Here is a 17,781-nt window from a genome sequence, read left to right as displayed (position 1 = left end):
CCATGAAAGAAGCAATCAGAATGATCGTTGTGCTGACCTTTTTCTGCGGACTCTCCGCCGTTACCCTGGCAGGACTCAAGGATGCCACCGGCAACCGCATCGAAGAACAGGTGCTTACCTACGTACAGGGACCGGCCATAGAACATGTTCTGGGCGGATTCGACAATTCTCCGGTAAAGGACCGCAAAAAGATAACCATCCCCGGAACAAAGCAGCAGGTAACCGTCTTCCCGGCCATCAAGGACGGCAGACTGGTCGCCATAGCTCTGGAAACATCCTCCAAAGGATTCGGAGGCGATGTGGGAGTCATGGTCGGGTTCAATATGGACGGCAACAACCTCTCCGGAATCGGCATAACCACCATGAAGGAAACCCCCGGAATCGGGGCAAGAGTTGCCGGTCACGGATTTACCAACCAGTTTCGCAACCATCCTTTCAGCGTTGAACTGAAGTCCAAAGGCGGAAACGTGGACGCGATCGCAGGCGCGACCATATCCTCCACAGCATCGGTCGAAGCGGTAAAAAAAGCCATAAACATCTTCGGCAGCATACAACCGCAGCTGAAAACAGCATGGAAACAGGGGTCATAACATGATCAGGTTATGGAAAGAATTCTCCAAAGGCTTATGGGCCGAACTTCCGCCATTCAAAGTGGTGCTTGGTCTTTGCCCCACTCTGGCCGTTACCAAAACTGCGGACAACGGATTCGGCATGGGCATGGCCGTAATCTTTGTGCTCACCGTGTCCAACATACTGGTTTCGGTTTTCCGCAAAATCATTCCGGCAAAAGTGCGCATCGCCTGCTTCATCGTCATCGCGGCCTCCCTTGTGGTGGCCGTGGAACTGCTCATGCAGGCCTATGCCTACCCGCTCTATCAGCAATTGGGCATCTTTGTGCCGCTCATAGTGGTAAACTGCATCATACTCGGCCGCGCGGAAGCGTTCGCATCCAAAAACACAGTTCTGCTCTCGGCCGCGGACGGTCTGGGCATGGGCATGGGATTCACCATTTCCCTGACCCTGCTGGGCGGGCTGCGTGAAGTGTTTGGCTACGGCACCCTTTTCGGTGCAGCCGTCATGCCAGCAGGCTACAAACCCTTCTCGTTCATGGTCGAAGCGCCCGGAGCCTTTGTCTGCCTCGGAATACTACTCGCGCTGATGAACGTGTACACAAGCTGGGCAGCAAAGCGCAAAGGACAACAGGCCCTGGACAACCCGGAACACCAGTGCCGGACCTGCGGCATGTGCAGCCGTTAACCTAAATATACAGGAAACCTCGCGGGGAGCCCTGCCGGGGGCCTCTCCGAGGGCCAAAGAAACTTTTTGAAAAAAGTTTCTCTGGACTCTTCAAAAACTTTCAATAAGCTTCGCGGCCTTGAACGGAACAAGGTCATCACTTTTGGATATGACAAATTACATAACAACCGATTTAGGCTACTAATATATTTTAACTGTCAGGGATTCCAAAGGGGATTATCCCCTTTGGCCGCCGGAGGCGAACCCGAATCGTCAAAAAGCGCGAAGCGCAACAAAATCCCCCCGGCAGGGCCGCCGGAGGCTGAAACAACGCACAGGACAGCAAAAGGCGAGGGTAAAACAAGGTGAAGGAATATTTTCTGCTTTTTATCTCGGCCATATTCGTAAACAACATCGTACTGGCGCAGTATCTTGGCAACTGCCCGTTCATCGGCACATCCAAGAGAATTTCGGTTGCGCTGGGCATGGGCGGGGCTGTGGTATTCGTGGCGACCATGGCTGCTTCCATCACGTGGGCAGTGCAGGAATACCTACTTGATCCGCTGAAACTTGAATACCTGCAGACGCTGACCTTCATACTGGTTATCGCCGCGCTCGTGCAGTTCGTGGAGATGTTCCTCAAAAAGGTGGTGCCTCCGCTGTACAAGGCACTGGGCATTTTTCTGCCGCTGATCACGACCAACTGCGCGGTCATGGGCATAGCCATTATCTGTCAACGGGAGGAATTCACATTCGTAAAGACTGTGGCTTTTTCTTTTGCTTCGGGACTCGGCTTCATGCTGGCTCTGGTACTGCTCTCATCCATAAGGGAGAGAATTGAAGTTTCCAGGGTGCCCAAGGCCATGAAAGGCACACCTATCGCTCTGGTAATGGCCGGGCTGATGTCGCTCGCTTTTTTCGCATTCAAGGGCATGATTTAATTTAACCGTACAGGTATGACCATGATCATTTCATCACTGCTCGTTCTCATGGGACTGGGATTTACCGCCGCGGCCATTCTGGCTGCGTCCTCGAAGATTCTGCATGTAGAAGAAGACCCGCGCATAGCGCAGGTGGAAAATGTGCTGCCGGGGGTGAACTGCGGAGGCTGCGGCTACGCGGGTTGTTCCGGTGCGGCCAATGCGGTGGTGGAAGGTAAGTCCGGTGCCGGGGTCTGCGTGATAGGCGGGGTTGAAACAGCCAAAAAGGTCGGGGCCGTGATGGGCCTTGAAGTCCCGGATATGGAACCGGAACTGGCTTTCCGTGACTGCACCGGCGGACAGCGGGCCGAAGAGCTTTACAACTATGAAGGAGCCGGGGACTGCCGGGCTCAGGCACTGCTTTACGATGGGGCAAAAACCTGCCCGGAAGGATGTCTGGGACTGGGTACATGCGTTGCGGTCTGCCCTTTCGATGCCATTCACATGGGAGAGGAAGGCCTGCCTGTTGTGGACCCGCTGGCCTGCCGAGCCTGCCGCAAATGCGTGGATGCCTGCCCCAGAGGGGTGCTTTCCATTGTTTCCATGAGCGCGAAGCTTCTTCATCAGGAAGAAATAAACGACTGTCTGGCCCCGTGCCAGCAGAAATGTCCCGGCCAGATCAACATTCCACGCTATATCGAAGCAGCGGGCCGGGGCGATTATGCCGGGGCGGTGAGCATCATCCGCGAGCGCAATCCTCTGCTGCTGGTCTGCGGCCGGGTATGTCCGCGTCCGTGCGAGGAGGTCTGCCGCCGGGGACATGTGGACCGTCCTGTAGGCATCAACATGATCAAACGTTTCGTGGCCGACTGGGAACTTAAGAACGGCCTGCGACCGGAAATTCCCTGCGCAAAGGATACCGGACACAAGGTCGCTGTCATCGGCGGAGGCCCTGCGGGCCTTTCGTGCGCAAATTTTTTGCGCCGCCTTGGGCACAGCCCGACCATATTTGAATCCATGCCGGGACTTGGCGGACAGTTGCGCTACGGCATTCCGGAATACCGTCTGCCCAAAAAAGATCTTGATTGGGAAATAGACGGAATTCTGAATCTGGGGATCGAGGTTCGGTACGGAAAGAAATTCGGCGTGGACATCTCGATAGAAAGTCTTGAGAAGGAAGGATTCGAAGCCTATTTCATGGGAATAGGAGCCTGGGCCAGCGGCTCCCTGCGAATTGACGGGGAGGAAGCACAGGGAGTTGTTTCCGGCACGGAATTCCTTACGGCTGTGGGACTGGGGCAGACGCCCAATGTCGGGCCGAAGGTTATTGTGGTCGGAGGTGGAAACACGGCAATAGACGCGGCCAGGACAAGCATCCGGCTCGGGTGTGACGTAACCATGCTCTATCGCAGGACCCGCAACGAGATGCCCGCCAACACGGAAGAAATAGACGCCGCAGCGGAAGAGGGGGTAAAATTCATTTTCCTGGCTGCGCCTACAAAAGTGGTAATGGACAAAACAGGACGGGCAACTCATCTGGAGTGTGTAACGATGGAGCTCGGTGAACCGGATGATTCCGGTCGGCGCCGTCCGGTCCCAGTAGCCGGTTCCGAAACGCGCTATCCGGTCGATACGATCATTTCGGCAATCGGCCAGAAACCGGAACTGACCTGCTTTTACACGGAAGGAGAAGAGCAGTGTCAACTGGATTTCACCCGCTGGCGTACAATCAATGCCGACCCGGACACCCTGCAGACATCCGTACCGTATGTCTTTGCAGGCGGTGATGCGTTCTCCGGTCCTTCACTGGTTATTTCAGCGGTCGGGGCAGGGAGACGCGCGGCAAGATCAATACATTACATGCTAACAACAGGATCAATACCGGTTGCAGGCAACCTCATGCGTACCCTGATCCCTTACACCCTTTTCAAAGATGTCGACGGCTGTAATCAGAAAAAACGCTCAACTCTTCCCCATCTGTGCGGGGAGGATGAAAGAATATCGACCTTTAATGAAGTGGAAGGCTGCCTTTGCGAACAGGAGCTTAAACACGAAACATCCCGGTGCCTGCGCTGCGGACTGATATGCTATGACAGGGACATTCCCCTTGAGGATATCCGCACTTCGCGCGTGGGAGAGAAGGTGGAATAAGAAACAGGACGAATTTTACTTTGGGTTTTCATTCAATTACTGGAAATAAAAAAGGCGCAGCGGGCATGCCCGCTGCGCCAAAACTTTGATCACTCAAAGCATTATTTCTGGAGGCCGGACTGAACGTCCCTGAGGAGCTCCTGAACCTTGGCAAGTTTGGCCTGCTCTTCCGGGCTGAGCTGGGCACCAACATATGCTGCTTTCTGGTTCATTTCGTCGAGAATGCCGTCCATTATGATATTTTTGGTCTTGAGGGGAAGCTTTTCAAGTTCCACAATGCGACCGTCTACAACAGCCATCTGGGCATTAAGGTCTGCCACTTCACCGCGTACGCTCTGAAGATCTTTCACTTCAGAAGTGAGGCTGCTGAGATTCTGATTAAGTCCGTAGAAAAATACTACGAGAAGAACTACTGCCATGAAGGAAATGATGATGGCCACTTTGCCCATATCCTTCTGAGCGGTGTCGCCGACACCTGCTGCGATCTGGTCGCCCAGAACTTCTACTTCAGATTTCGCCTGGTAATCTTCCATCTGGTGCACCTTTTCAGTTGCTGCGCTCATGTTAAAACCTCCTAAATGGTCGTGTTAAAAAACGGAATTCAATATACGGCAAGGACTTTTTCAAATCAAGAGAATAAACCTTTTTTAAAAATTTCGCCCTATATCCAATATCTATTTTTTGCATCGCACAAAACATTGGTTTACGCAACTCTGTGCAACCGGAAATTAAAGCCGCACTCTCACCTTCCTTATAAGACAGCTAAAATACGCTAGAGCACAACCTGCCGACAGATGAGAATCCTGTCGAACGGCACACATATTGCTTAAATTAAGAAACATAATCTTTTGGGAAAATATTTCTTAACAAACAAAAGACTAATTTAAGGTAATATCATGTATACGAGCGCCCTATTAAGTGGAACCAGTACCGCAAGCAGCTATTTTACCAATATTTCCAATAATTCCACATCCTCGAAAACACCTACTATATCCAGCTCCATGAGCCCCACCCAGATCCGCAGGCAATTGCAGATGCAATTCGCCTCCATGAGCTTCGGCCTGACATCTGACGAACAGCAGCAGGTAAACTCATACTACTCGCAACTGAACGGCATTTACGGAGTAGACGAAACCTCCGTTCGAAAGGAAGAGGAAGAAAGACTGGGGCAACTGAAGAGCGAACTCAACAAGTTATATGGAATAAGTGATGAGCCCAAGGAGCTCACTCAGGAAGAGCAGGACAAAATAGATGAAATACAGAATGAACTGGATGAACTTTATCACATCCTTCCTACCAAGGAACCGGAAGGAGCTGAACGGCGCCGGGCCGAAAGCCTGAAATGGGAACTGAAAAAACTGTATTACCCTGAAGGCAAGACCCTGACCGCAGCGGAAAAAAAGAAAGAAGAATCAATACAGGCGGAGCTTAAAGAGCTGTTCGGCATAGAAGGCCCCAAAACTCTTACGGCAGAAGAACAGGCCAAGGCCGATGAACTGAATGATAAGATAGACGAAATAATGGGGACCAAAAAAAAGGAACTGACTCCGGCAGAAGAGGAAAAAGCCGATGCAATCATCACCGAAATGGAAGAAATAGTCGGCAGCCTGGTAACCCACGGCCTGAGCAACGTTGAAAAAAAATTGTTTCACACTTTGGACAAACAGGCTGAAGACCTGAAGCTTACAGCAAAAGAAAGGGATCTTACAGATTCCGAACAGAACAAGCTTGCAGAATTGAATAAGAATATAAACACATTGCTTGAAAAAGCAGCCGCCATACAGGACCAGCAGGACGCACAGGCCAAGCAGGTGCACAGCCAGGTCAGCGGCTTCTTTTCACAGCTCGGCACGCTCGGCGGCGGCACCCTGCTCTCGCGTACCATCTGATATCAAACTGCCTGCGGGAATGCCGGGCATTTCCGCAGGCAGACTGCTGCAAACCAATCATCGCCCAAAAGGGCTGAAACATTTTCCTCCCCCACCTCCGCAATAAAAAAACGAATACGGGCGGATTCCAAACTCATACGTCCGATCAGAATTCAGACTTGTGAGTTACTCCCCTATGAACATGGTACAGCAGGTCGTATGCCCGCTTGAGGTGCAGAACAAGCTGTTCCACGGTACTGTCATCAAGCCGCTGCACCCATACAAAGACACGACGCTGCCCCGGATCAACCCTTTCATATGAAGTGAATACGGTAGAAAGTCTGACTCCGCGGGCCCAGAGGTCATTAAGAAGTTCCTCAAGTGCTGAGGCGGTGTCTTCAAGAATAAATGCAAACTGTGAGCTTCCTTTGCTTACCCCTGTGACCGTGGTCAGAAAGCGATACACATCAACTTCAGTAATAATTCCGGCTATTCCGTATTCGTCCACAACGGGCAGCCCGCCTATCTTGTTCTCAAGCAACAGTTCAGCAGCCACTTCCATGCACGTTTCCGGGGCAACAACTATCGGGTCATGGGTCATTATATCTTTGACCTTCAACCCCAGCAGGCCCTCCCCTACGGTTGAAGCGCTGTCTCCGGGCAGAAATTTGGACGGCAGCGCATCACGGACATCACGGTCGGAAACTATTCCGGCAACGAGTCCGGAAGCCTCCACAACGGGAATCTGTCTGATTCCGGCGTCTCTCATCATTTTCATTGCATCCAGAATAGGAGCACCCGGCAGGATGGTCAGGACCTCTTCGGTCATCCAGTCCCCAACTAACATACAAATCTCCTGATATACATCATAGTTACTCTCAAAAACTCCATCTGTACGACTGAAAAGCCTAAACGGCCCCTTTGAAAGGATACCGCAGAATTCCCCTAAAGCTTTTCACCGTAAGCGAAAAAAGTCCGGTAAGTGGCCCTTATTCCCGCTTCTCCCCTGTACAGTCTTTCGTATTCCTCTACAAACCGGAGATATTTTTCCCTGCCCCAGGATATATTTCCTCCTGAAGCAACAGCTCCGGTCATTTTATGCTTTTTCAAAAATTCTTTCACAGTAGAAAAATATGTTTCATACACGGCGGACGAAAATTCCGCCTTAACACCCTGCAACGATGAAAAAACATCCCGGTAAAAAGATTCGTCCCTGAGTTCCTTGACCGAACCGAATCCGGTTCTTTGGCTGACGTCAGCCAGCTCGGCCAGTGTTCCGCGGCAGAAAACAGCTACTGAAAACCTTCCCCCGGATTTAAGAACCCGAAATGCATCCGCTATTGATCTTTCCGGCTCCGAAAACCACTGCATTGCCGAAGAACTGACCAGCAGATCGAACCTTTCGCCGGAAAAAGGAAGATTCTCCCCATCCGCGGCCAAAAGAAAAGCCGTGTTGACCTTGCGCTGCTCCATGAGCATGGGCCGAACAAGATCAAGCGACACGTAATCATCAAACTTCAGACGCTTAGCAAGCTCCGCATACAGGAAACCAACCCCGGACCCTACATCCAGCACCCTTGAATAGTTACCCTCAGGGCAGAAGTTTGCGCAGCGTGCCGCAACCTCGCGCTGAACAGAGGCTGCATCGCTGTAGCTGGAGGCCGCTTTGCCGAAACACTGACGAATTCTTTTCTTCAACCTGGCTCTTTCCTTAACTTCTCAAAAAAACACTTAAGAAATTTAATTTGATGCGCTTTGCGCTTTTGATAATTTGATTTCGCCGCCGCCGGCCAAAGGCCCACTAGCCCTTAGACGAGAAGCTCGCTTCGAGTCTTAGGGATATGGAGAGCAGAGATGGATAATCCCCTTTGGAAACCCTAATAAATCAAAAAAAGGATTGAAGGCGGCCTCTCAAATCAAAAGTTTTACGGACCCAAGGCAAGAAACACATCCCATAACATTGAGCAGGTCCTTTTCGGGAATCTTGTGCCCGCAATTAAGCAAAACAATATCGGCAGGCTGAACCGCCTTGCAGACCCTGTCGAAAGCCTTGCGCCGCACTATCCGGTCCGCCGTGCCGTAAACCAGAATCAGATTGTCCATGCGGACCTGTTCGTCAAATTCAATTTTAGAAGAAATAAGAAACTCAAGCCCTTCAATCAATTTGTCGGTCTGTTCCGGATCATAGTCGGAAGAGGTAGGATCTGCGCAGTTGGCACGAAAGGCAGCCACCACCCCGGCCGGACCAGCGTCCATGCCCTTTATCATCCCGCGCAGCAATCTTTCGGGAAAGGAATCGGTAAAGGCCAGAAAAGGCGCAGCCAAAACAACTTTCCCGAAACGCGAAAAAAGATGCGGACAGAACCTTAGCAGCATATGCGCACCGGTGGACCAGCCCACAAGAAGGTCGCCGCCTGAGTCTATCATCCCGGCAAGATTCTGCGGGTTGAATCCGCTGAACGGCACCAGATAATTAAATGATGCCGGAAGGCCGGGATACTGGGCAGGATCACCGGCCCAGCCGCTGACAAAGAAGCTGTCCATCAAAGAAATTCCTCTTTCAATGCTTCAAACGCCATTCTGATCAGATCAATGTCGGTGCGGGTGAAGTCTGCCCGCATGGAAAGCCTCAGTCTGGCGGTGTTCGGCGGAACTGTCGGAGGACGGATGGCGGCCACATAAAGTCCCTTGGTCAGCAGAAATTTCTGTGCTCCCAGCGTCCTCTCGTTATCACCCAGAATAACCGGTATGATCTGGCTTTGCGTCATCCCGCAATCAAATCCCAGAGATTCCAAGTACAGCTTCAGTTCCCGGCTCATTTCCAGCAGTCTCCGTCCGCGGGAATCATCTGACCGGACAAGCCGCAGGGCAGCAAGGCTGGCCCCGATCACTGCAGGCGGAAGTGCTGTGGAAAAAACAAAGGAACGTCCCCGGTTACGGAGGTATGAAACAAGTTCACGCCTGCCGGAAACAGCTCCGCCCATGGACCCCAATCCCTTGGAAAAAGCACCCATATGCAGATCAACTCTGTCCGAGACGCCCATTTCCCGACACAATCCGCGTCCCTGACCGAACACCCCTTCGGCGTGCGCTTCATCCACCACCAGCATTGTATCATACCTGTCGCAGAGGTCGGCAATGTGCTCCATGTGCGCAAGGTCGCCGTCCATGCTGAAAATCGTATCCGTGATCAATATCCGGGAATCACAGTCTGCATGGTCCGCCATCCTTTTTTCAAGATGCTCCATATCGTTATGCCGATAGCGGACCTGCCTTGCTCCGGACATTCGTATTCCATCCAGTATGCTGGCGTGATTCAGTTTATCGGAAAAGACAACTGTTTTCTTATCGGCAAAAGCATCCATTATGGCCAGATTGGCCGCATACCCGGAACTGAAAACCATTGAATCTTCCCGGTTATGGAACTCGGCAAGTTCTTTTTCCAGCTGATCGTAAATTCCGAAATTGCCGGTCACCAGACGTGAGGCAGCCGCCCCGCACCCGTATTTCGCAACTGCGTCAGTTGCTCCCTCTTTTAATACGGAATCCCCCGCCAATCCAAGATAATCGTTGGACGCAAGGTTCAACAGGTCCTCACCCTTGAATCGGAGATATCTGTCCGCACCGTTATCCACTTCCGGTACGGTACGCAAAGATGCTGATTTTTCAAGATCAGCCAATTCGCCCTGAATACAGTGGTATATGCTTTTTGGAGACATAAAAACAAAATCCGGAATTGTGTAGGTGTAAAGGCAGCATCGTGGGTAACGGTCACCCCACATTATCGGAAAAGGGAAAATAAAACTCATGGAGCGGAATGGCAACCATGATTTTATATCAAAACACCCTGTTTTTATATTAAGCCCCACCAAAGGCTGCGGCTGTAATCGGCAGAGAAGAAAAAGGCCGCAACTCTTACATAATGAACCATGCAGAATTACGGCCTTTTTTACCAGTAATACAATCAAATAATTTCAGATAGACGATCGGAAACAATTTTCACCGACAGTCACAAAAAACTACCGCAAAATCTCCGCCACCACATTCCCGCCAAGCACGGATTCAAAAACATGCCGGTAATCCTCCGGCGTGGCCCCGCCGTCCCGGCAGACCCGCACAAACGCCGCACGGGTTGTACCGCTCATCTGGGTCAAATCGAAATCCGCGGACGCACGTTTGGCCGGAACCTCACGGTGGATGCTCACGCCCGGCCGTTCATCGACAATGTGTTTCATCTCGCTCATTATGGTTTCTCCTGAATGTAGATTTTGCCGGACTTGAAGGTCAGCCCGTCCGGGCCGTTCGCGGCCATAGCCAGCCGCTTGAGGTCGGGATCGTTCTCGAACGAAACTACTGACGCGGTGGTTTTAACTCCCTCGCTGGTGGCCTCCGTAGTCTGTGAATCCGGGATCAGGGTGCAACGATCCGGGATAACGACTGATTCGGTCCCGGCAGGAGCGGCGGCAAGAGGTTCAGCGAGTGTTGCGGTAGTAACGAACAGGGGGTCGCTTGTCTTAGCTCCGACAAAAGGCTGGTAGGTATCAAGGTCGGCCGTAAAGGTCTGGCCGACAACACCGGTAACTGCCGTAGAATGAATGCCGGAAGCCCCATCATTGCGGGAGAAAGTTCCAGATGAAAGCAGCATCCCGAGCCTATATTCTTTGCCGTCTTCCGGTATCAAGTACGGAGTTTCCAAAGCGACATATTCATAATCGCCGCTTCCGCTGTACGAGATGTCAACTGAAGCAACTGTCTCGTAGCTGCCGGATGCTGTGGACTGTTCGGCTGTTTCTGTATCAACACGGTAGAGAATAACTTTGGCTACTGCGGCACTTCCCGTATTTGCCATGCCGATTTCCGCAACAGTCCTGCCGTTTGGGACAACCAGCCCCGTTCCGCTCCAAAAGGCCGTATCGCTTACGTCTGTTTTTGTCCCCGTTTCTTCAGTTGTTGTTGCACTGCTGTTGTCCACCTCACTCACCCCGGAAACGGCATGCTCAACGCCATCAATTTTTATCGTATTGTGTTTGCCGCCTTCGGTGTAGATTTTGGGGGCTATGGATTCAGCGGAGGTGAAAACCAGTGCGGATGCGGTGGACTCGCTTACTGTTGTTTCATACCCAACGGCAAGCGAGACGTTTGACCCTTCGCTTGTTGTTCCAAGGGAGCCGGTTAACGGACTCGCAACCGTGCCGGACGCATTGTAATATGCCTTGTTTTCTCCGCCTGTCCCGTCATACGCAGAGATGTAGCCGTAACCAACGTTCTGCGTACTATCTGCAATGCCTATAATTCTGTAGTCGTTACCATCGTCAGGAACTGTGTATGGTTCTGTGAGTTCTATGTACTCAAAACCGGTAAGGCCGTGGTTGAACAGCTGAAACCATGTGATAACGTCCCATTCATCGTCTGCAACTTTTTTAGCAACCCCGAGACGCATAGGGACAGGAGCGATATAAGCAGGGTAAGAGTCCCACGTTCTCTGATGTGTGCCGACCCTTTTCAAGGTTTCTCCGTTGGGCAAACAAAGCCCAGAAACCATATACGTTGACAATGTGTTGCCAGTTAACCATGTGGATTCGTTAGATTCGATGGGGTCTGATGAAGCAAATTCCAGTCCTACCTCCGGCCCCAGATATTCACCGGCAACCCCGGCCCCTAGCGCGAGTTGAGCAGCGTTGAATTTGGCCGCGCTTGTGGGAGCAACGGACAGTCCAGCGGCAGTGATGTCGATTATTGACATAGCATAGTAAAAATCAATTTCAGCTACCCAACAACGAAAAGCACTACCAAGATCACCTGCATCAAGTTTTACTCGATGCCGAAGATATGGTGATGTTTTTATAATATCAGTAATTGTAACTGCGGTACCATCATTGTCGTAGTTGTCAGAATGGAGTTCTATCCAAGTAGTACCATCGTTTGAACCTTCCACAGCTATGGTCAACGTAGCGGCGCTACTCAACTGTGATCCTACAAAACCACTGGACGGTGGGGTTACTACGACTTTAGAAATTGTATAGGGTGTACTCCATAGTTTTCCAAGATACACCGGAAAAGCATCTTCTATAGTAGAGCCCTGGGTATATGTAGTTATTCCAGTATCTCCGTCAAAGGCATTTTCAGGAGTAACAGAAAAATAGTCTACCGCATCGCTCATCTGTGTTATAATAGTACCGGTTGCACCGCTTATTAAAGTGTCTGATCCTAATGTCACTGCCCCCGCAACAGCCGCCACACTCGCCCCGTCTGCCAGCAGGAGCAGCCCGTCACCCTCGGAAATGCTGACAGATCCGTCCGTAACTATCGCTGTTGCCGATGTACCAGAGTTCAGAGTTATTGCACTTGCGGACTTAAAAGCTTTAGTTGGAGCGGATGCCAAACTTGCAGAGGTGATGTCAATGGATAAGCTACCACCGACAATAGCGGTTATATCCCGCCAATGCGCTGTTCCGTATGAGTCTGTTCCACCATAGTACTGTCCGATAAGTAAGCAGATATCGCCTGTATATGGTGTTGTTCCGGTGTATACCAGCACGCCGTCTATATAGAACTTAACTATCCCGTCAATTCTCTCCCATTTTAGAACATCACCTGCTGGAATAACCCCCGTGCTAACGATCCCGTCAGGAGTATTTATAGTTGTTGTCCCATTGTGAGCCCACCAGTTATTCATATTAATAGCGTTCCCGCAGTAACTGGTGTCCACAAACATTGCCAACTCATCGGCGGCGAAGAATCCAAAGCACCAATCTCCCCCGCCGGAGCCGCCAGAATTATAAAGCTGGTACGCCGAAAAGGTAAAATCCCCGGACAACACCTTTGAGTGTATAGCGCCCTGCGGGGCATCACCGTCCAGCACGGTGTAGTTGGAGCTAAAACCATCAATCAACTGCACGGCTCCGACCCATGCCAGCGATGCCGTTTCATCAGCAGCCCCGCCCGTAACCGCCCCCGCAACAGCCGCAACACTCTCTCCGTCAACCAGCAGGAGCAGCCCGTCACCCTCGGACACATTCGCACTGCTATCCGTCTCAATCGTGGTTGCCGATGTACCGGAGTTTAACGGCAATTCATCACTGGTGCGCACAATTTCGGCCTGTGCGGAAACGAGTTGATTGTCGTTGTCCACGCCGAGAGTATGCGCAGGAGCATGGACTCCATCGCCGTCTATGGTCGCACCGGGGTAGCCGTCTGTCGTGTCGGCGAAAGAGTATGTCGGGCCGTCCTGAGCCACCACATTTTTAACCAGCACGGTATGCCGGGCAGTTTCGGAATACAGTTCCCCCCTCCTGCGGCGCACAACCTCCAGAAAACATGAGGTATCCACATCCAGACTGCCGAGCACCCAGGTCACGGCATTGCCGGAAACGGTTGCCAAACCGAAGCCGGACACATCAAGATCGTATGATGTTTCCACATCTTCCTCGTGATCGGCGATAAGTACCGTGAGCGTGGTTCCTTCGTCCGCTTCCGCCGGGCCGGAAAGCACCGGGGTCGCACTGCGAAGATCCGCAAGGTCGCCCAGAGCTATGGCCTGTGCGGAATCTCGGGCCTCTTCGGCCGCTAGCTGTGCGGCTTCGGCCCCGTTGCGGGCTGTCCGGGCATTGGAAAAGGATTCCTCAGCTGCGGCCTGTGCTGCAAGGGCCTGATCCCTGGCGGCTTCCGATCCGGCCAGCGATGAGGAAACCATATCGCCTGTTTCCAGAATAACGCGCATAAACTCCTGCGGCGAAAGCTGCTCTTCTGTCGGAGTAGTGATCTCGTACTTGAGAGCACGGTCCAGTTGCTCCTGCAACTGCTGGTCGCGCATTACTCCCCGGTCAAACGCCTCGTTCAGGAGAGCCGCTGAAAACGGATCGTTATCCACCAGCTCCAGTTCCTGAGTATAAGGAATATTGCGGTACAACGTGATTGTTTCCCCTACCGCAAGCGGGGTTCCTGAAACAGGATAACGTATCCGTCCTCCGGCATCGCTGCCCACCCCGGATACAATCGAAAAGTCACTGCCCGGTGCCAGTTCGGTTTCATCCCCTGCATCACTGCGCACCACTGCGCAAAGATCATCCTCGCCGAATATGCGGAAATTAAAATCAAATTCGGCCTGCGTTCCATCACCGGCGTAGGTGATGGAGCTGCCGCTCGATACAACTGTCATAGCTGTCTCCTGTTATGACTTCCTTATATTTATATAATGTCCTATTTCCATTTACATTCCAAATTCTACTTGGAGCTCAAAAGACTTCCGGCCATGCTCATCCCGGTATTCAAGAGCGATTTGCTGACTGCGGAACTGGTTTCCTGCGTCTCTTTGCTGGAATCATTGGTGTTGAGAACGGATGCGCTCTCGGCAGTCCATACAGCCATATTACCCTGATCAATGTAGCGTCCGGAATCGACCTCAGCCTGATATTTTACAATTTCCATATCATAATCAGCCTGTTTGATCAGGTCCTCACGGGCATCGACAATGGAACCGGAGTCAAGGCGAACTCCCCGGTAGGCCCCCAGAGAATGGTTCCTGCGGTATAGCTCCCGGCGCAGGGCTGCCAATTCCATTTCAGCTTCCCTGTTGACTATTTCCGCTTCCTTGTAACTCGCGGCCCTGCCGTATACCCCCTGCTGGACTGTGCGGTAGTTCCTGAGCTCGGTCATTCTGGAATTGTACTGGGCATCGCCGATCTGCTCACTGCCGCCAAGGACGGACTGTCCGAACTGGCTCATCATACCGAGATACGACCCGCTGTTTCCAAGCCCCCCAAGCAGGCTTCCCGAACTGTCTGTCGCCGAGCCTGCAGAACTGCCGGACGAACTCCCGACAGCAGTTACCGAGGAACTGCTCATCAGGCTGCTTCCCGAACTCATCACCGAACTGCCTGCGCCGCTCAGCGCTCCTCCAAAAGCGTCCGTCCCCACGTTGCCCCAGGAACCTTTCTGCCCGGAAACAGCCCTGGTGGCGGCGCCTATGGCGACACTCGCAACTGAACTGACTGCCATATATCCCAATCCTGATGCCATCTATATTTTCTCCTTTTGTTTATTTACTATCCGCACAGCCCGGTAAAACCGATCCCGACCTATGCGGACAGTTTCGCTCGCAAATTCAAACCCGCACCAGCTGTGCCAGTGCAAACTCATTGAATTTTCCGCGCAAACCCATGTGTCCAGCACCGGAAAAGGTTTCTGAATCATGTCCAGCATTCGCACCGACATTCTTGCGAATGACAGTTTGTTGCGCTCCACACAGGTCGAAGCCGCAAGCCACGGCGTACCGATTCCCGGCCCTGACGGGACCACACCGAAAACCGCGGCAATTTTTCCACGCAGATAAAGTCCGTAAACCATCCTCGAAAGAGCCACGTCCCCCATAAGAATCTCATAGACCGGTTTGCCCGGATGCAGCCCCTGCATATCGCGCCTGTCAGAAACACGGATATCAGCAGCAACGGTCTCCAGATCATGGATGGAAGGGATTCCTATGGTTATCACGCATGCTCTTTCCGCCAGACTCATGAATACACCGAAACTTCAGGGATCAGAGCCAGAACGGTCAGAGGCAGGGGCTGGTCCTGCCGGATGTGAACCTGCCCGTCGCGGTCATACCCCCGGTTGAATTTGACCTCGTAATCGCCGCTGTAGAGCGAAGGAGGGCCTCCGACCAGATCGGCAGTGGTGCGGAACGGCGCCCTTTCAAGATGCTCCCCGTCATACCCCACCTGCAATCCGAGGGACTGGAACAGCCGCACGGTCACGTGCGAGATGCGCTTCATGCGTCCCTGTGCGGTCCCGCCGCTCATGGAACCGCCTTCAAGCCGCAGGGTTTTCATGTCCGAGACATAAGGAAGCCCGGCATGGACCACGCTGGCCGGAGCCGCCAGGGTAATGGCCCCGTTGATGACCGTTACGTCAGGACGCACTGCCCCGTCCGCAAGAACGGAAACAGTCTTCCCTTCAAGATGGTCCAGTCCGGTGAAAACCGTGTCCGCCGTTTCCTGATCGTAGCTCAGTCCGCTATCAACAAAAAAAGCGTCTCTGGAACTTTCACCCGAAAACTGATTTTCCATCCGTTCGATATAACAACGGGAAATACCGCCCACTTCCCGCTCGACCACTGTCCACAGCTCTTCCTGTGTCGGTCCGGGAATGGTACATACGGAGCGGAATTTTCCGTCCGTCCTGTGCTTGTGAAAGCCCACTACCTCATGCTCCCGCAGATAGGTAAGGCCAAGCATCAGCCCGTCATCGCGGACCATCCAGATCACGGAATCCGGGGACTGCTGGTAGGCCCATTCAAGTATGGAATTTGTTCGGGTCAGGTGTTCGGCCAGGATGGTCAGGTCCGGAGCCACATAACCGTCAGACTCAAAGGAATAGGAAAGTTCACGGACCGTGCGCCCTTCACGCTGCAGAAATATCATCACTCCGCCGACTACCACCGGAGGCAGTGACGCAGAGCCGTGCGTTGTCTCACGGCGGACCATGACCGAATTCGGGGTGACCATATCGGCACTGCTACCGCCGGAAAGCCACCATTCGCCCCCGGAAGTTCCCATGATCAGCTTCTTGGAGCTAACCATCCAGCGAATCGCGTTCACCTGATCAGCAGAAAGGGTGTAGGTGCAGGCATCATCATCAACCACAGGCGAAGAGACTCCGAAATCCTCATACGCACCGCTCTTGCTCATCCAGATGGTCTGCGGTTTCTGCGGGCTGGCCGCAAAGCAGAGCCGTTCCTCAAAAAAGGTCACGCAGGATGGGTATCCATTGGTGCTGTTCCAATCCGACGGAGCCGAGGAAAACGGCACGATATTCATCGACCAGTCCACATGCGAAGTGCGTGAAAGTTTGTAGGGTTGTATCTCCGGATGCACCAGATACATGACATCGGCAGATTGGGTGAAGCGTATTCCCGCAAGATCGGATTCCTTATACGGAGTTGCAACCTCCACGGGTGTCCCGTCGGCATCCACCACAATGCCACCGTTTTTGAACACGCGCATGTTCCTGTCGGTAAAAGCCAGCACGTAGGCCTGCTCGGTGGAAAATTCAAACGGGATCAGTCTGGTTTTCGGCCCGGTTTCGCGTACGGAAAGGTCTTCCACCGCCCCGATGAAATCGGCATCGGCCCGAAGTTCCACCGTGGCCGAAGCTCCGCACCGTGATCTGAATGTATAAACCCCGTCCGCTGTCACCGGCACGCTGACCGTTCCGTCTCCGGCACAGACGGCAAGCTCTCCGGCCGCGTAGCCGCTCACAGTGAATCCGATTTCATAGACCGTGTCTTCAACCAGCCCGATATCCCGGCTGAGCACTGCCAGATCGTTCTGTGTGCCGTCACAGCTTCCGTTACCGGCCGCGACAGTCCAGCCGTCCCCAAGAGTCCAACCGGCTGTGGAATCAAGGCTTCCGCCCGGCATAAGCTCCCGTCCCACGGATTCTCGGATGAACCGAAGTCCGGTTCGTCTGGAGGCCCCTCCGTGGGGATGGGTGTACATGTTATCAAGCAGGGCCAGCCCGTTTGAATATTTGGCGAGATCAACCCGCCCTCCCAGCCTGGGGGAAAGTTCCCCGGCACTGAAATTGGTCATGATCAGGGAAACGGACAT

General features: G+C 52.7%; 15 protein-coding genes. 5 read left to right on the top strand and 10 right to left on the bottom strand.

Annotated elements, in window-relative coordinates:
• The first annotated feature begins 2 nt into the window (after positions 1–2).
• From rnfG to ACKU4E_RS02680, 4 genes are all read left to right on the top strand, one after another.
• The gene (gene rnfG, locus ACKU4E_RS02695) at positions 3–590 is read left to right on the top strand and encodes an RnfABCDGE type electron transport complex subunit G (protein ID WP_320169549.1); all 588 of its coding nucleotides are present in this window, start codon (positions 3–5) and stop codon (positions 588–590) included.
• Between the two features lies 1 nt (position 591).
• Positions 592–1,257: an electron transport complex subunit E gene (locus ACKU4E_RS02690; RefSeq protein ID WP_320169548.1), complete on the top strand. Its 666-nt coding sequence runs from the start codon at positions 592–594 to the stop codon at positions 1,255–1,257.
• A 344-nt stretch (positions 1,258–1,601) separates the two neighbouring features.
• Positions 1,602–2,177, top strand: coding sequence for an electron transport complex protein RnfA (locus tag ACKU4E_RS02685; protein WP_320169547.1), 576 nt, complete (start codon positions 1,602–1,604; stop codon positions 2,175–2,177).
• Between the two features lie 21 nt (positions 2,178–2,198).
• Positions 2,199–4,307, top strand: coding sequence for an FAD-dependent oxidoreductase (locus ACKU4E_RS02680; protein ID WP_320169546.1), 2,109 nt, complete (start codon positions 2,199–2,201; stop codon positions 4,305–4,307).
• Positions 4,308–4,408: 101 nt separating this feature from the next.
• On the opposite strand, the gene ACKU4E_RS02675 is transcribed toward ACKU4E_RS02680, so the two are convergent.
• Entirely contained in the window at positions 4,409–4,870 is a 462-nt protein-coding gene (locus ACKU4E_RS02675) for a hypothetical protein (RefSeq protein ID WP_320169545.1), read from the bottom strand.
• A gap of 333 nt (positions 4,871–5,203) precedes the next feature.
• Here ACKU4E_RS02675 and ACKU4E_RS02670 point away from each other — a divergent pair, with 333 nt between their 5' ends.
• A complete protein-coding gene (locus ACKU4E_RS02670) occupies positions 5,204–6,196 on the top strand; it encodes a hypothetical protein (RefSeq protein WP_320169544.1) in 993 nt (330 codons plus the stop codon).
• Between the two features lie 145 nt (positions 6,197–6,341).
• Here ACKU4E_RS02670 and ACKU4E_RS02665 read toward each other — a convergent pair whose 3' ends face one another.
• The 9 genes from ACKU4E_RS02665 to ACKU4E_RS02625 all read right to left on the bottom strand — a co-directional run bounded on the left by ACKU4E_RS02665 (position 6,342) and on the right by ACKU4E_RS02625 (position 17,781).
• Positions 6,342–7,022: a CBS and ACT domain-containing protein gene (locus ACKU4E_RS02665; protein WP_320169543.1), complete on the bottom strand. Its 681-nt coding sequence runs from the start codon at positions 7,020–7,022 to the stop codon at positions 6,342–6,344.
• A 98-nt stretch (positions 7,023–7,120) separates the two neighbouring features.
• Positions 7,121–7,873: a methyltransferase domain-containing protein gene (locus tag ACKU4E_RS02660; protein ID WP_320169542.1), complete on the bottom strand. Its 753-nt coding sequence runs from the start codon at positions 7,871–7,873 to the stop codon at positions 7,121–7,123.
• A 213-nt stretch (positions 7,874–8,086) separates the two neighbouring features.
• Positions 8,087–8,719 (bottom strand): alpha/beta hydrolase, encoded by a 633-nt coding sequence (locus ACKU4E_RS02655; RefSeq protein ID WP_320169541.1) that lies wholly within the window; start codon positions 8,717–8,719, stop codon positions 8,087–8,089.
• Positions 8,719–9,894 (bottom strand): 8-amino-7-oxononanoate synthase, encoded by a 1,176-nt coding sequence (gene bioF / locus ACKU4E_RS02650; RefSeq protein ID WP_320169540.1) that lies wholly within the window; start codon positions 9,892–9,894, stop codon positions 8,719–8,721. The genes ACKU4E_RS02655 and bioF overlap by 1 nt, the downstream gene beginning before the upstream one ends.
• A 300-nt stretch (positions 9,895–10,194) precedes the next feature.
• Positions 10,195–10,419: a hypothetical protein gene (locus tag ACKU4E_RS02645; protein WP_320169539.1), complete on the bottom strand. Its 225-nt coding sequence runs from the start codon at positions 10,417–10,419 to the stop codon at positions 10,195–10,197.
• Positions 10,419–14,333, bottom strand: coding sequence for a hypothetical protein (locus tag ACKU4E_RS02640; protein WP_320169538.1), 3,915 nt, complete (start codon positions 14,331–14,333; stop codon positions 10,419–10,421). The genes ACKU4E_RS02645 and ACKU4E_RS02640 overlap by 1 nt, the downstream gene beginning before the upstream one ends.
• A 65-nt stretch (positions 14,334–14,398) precedes the next feature.
• A complete protein-coding gene (locus ACKU4E_RS02635) occupies positions 14,399–15,193 on the bottom strand; it encodes a hypothetical protein (RefSeq protein ID WP_320169537.1) in 795 nt (264 codons plus the stop codon).
• Complete coding sequence (locus ACKU4E_RS02630; protein ID WP_320169536.1) at positions 15,194–15,688, bottom strand: hypothetical protein; 495 nt, start codon at positions 15,686–15,688, stop codon at positions 15,194–15,196.
• On the bottom strand, positions 15,685–17,781 hold the full coding sequence (locus ACKU4E_RS02625; RefSeq protein ID WP_320169535.1) for a hypothetical protein: 2,097 nt from the start codon (positions 17,779–17,781) through the stop codon (positions 15,685–15,687). Before ACKU4E_RS02625 ends, ACKU4E_RS02630 begins: the two co-directional genes overlap by 4 nt.

The organism is Maridesulfovibrio sp. (genome assembly GCF_963677005.1).
Classification (GTDB): domain Bacteria; phylum Desulfobacterota; class Desulfovibrionia; order Desulfovibrionales; family Desulfovibrionaceae; genus Maridesulfovibrio.
The sequence above is the reverse complement of the archived record's forward strand: the minus strand, read 5'-3'. Positions and strand labels throughout refer to the sequence as shown.

Bases quoted from the DNA above. Each gene is read 5' to 3' on its own strand.
- ACKU4E_RS02630 (WP_320169536.1), bottom strand. From the start codon at position 15,688: ATGAGTCTGGCGGAAAGAGCATGCGTGATAACCATAGGAATCCCTTCC.
- ACKU4E_RS02655 (WP_320169541.1), bottom strand. From the start codon at position 8,719: ATGGACAGCTTCTTTGTCAGCGGCTGGGCCGGTGATCCTGCCCAGTAT.
- ACKU4E_RS02635 (WP_320169537.1), bottom strand. From the start codon at position 15,193: ATGGCATCAGGATTGGGATATATGGCAGTCAGTTCAGTTGCGAGTGTC.
- ACKU4E_RS02690 (WP_320169548.1), top strand. From the start codon at position 592: ATGATCAGGTTATGGAAAGAATTCTCCAAAGGCTTATGGGCCGAACTT.
- ACKU4E_RS02680 (WP_320169546.1), top strand. From the start codon at position 2,199: ATGATCATTTCATCACTGCTCGTTCTCATGGGACTGGGATTTACCGCC.
- bioF (WP_320169540.1), bottom strand. From the start codon at position 9,894: ATGTCTCCAAAAAGCATATACCACTGTATTCAGGGCGAATTGGCTGAT.
- ACKU4E_RS02645 (WP_320169539.1), bottom strand. From the start codon at position 10,419: ATGAGCGAGATGAAACACATTGTCGATGAACGGCCGGGCGTGAGCATC.
- ACKU4E_RS02675 (WP_320169545.1), bottom strand. From the start codon at position 4,870: ATGAGCGCAGCAACTGAAAAGGTGCACCAGATGGAAGATTACCAGGCG.
- ACKU4E_RS02625 (WP_320169535.1), bottom strand. From the start codon at position 17,781: ATGTCCGTTTCCCTGATCATGACCAATTTCAGTGCCGGGGAACTTTCC.
- ACKU4E_RS02640 (WP_320169538.1), bottom strand. From the start codon at position 14,333: ATGACAGTTGTATCGAGCGGCAGCTCCATCACCTACGCCGGTGATGGA.
- ACKU4E_RS02670 (WP_320169544.1), top strand. From the start codon at position 5,204: ATGTATACGAGCGCCCTATTAAGTGGAACCAGTACCGCAAGCAGCTAT.
- rnfG (WP_320169549.1), top strand. From the start codon at position 3: ATGAAAGAAGCAATCAGAATGATCGTTGTGCTGACCTTTTTCTGCGGA.
- ACKU4E_RS02665 (WP_320169543.1), bottom strand. From the start codon at position 7,022: ATGTTAGTTGGGGACTGGATGACCGAAGAGGTCCTGACCATCCTGCCG.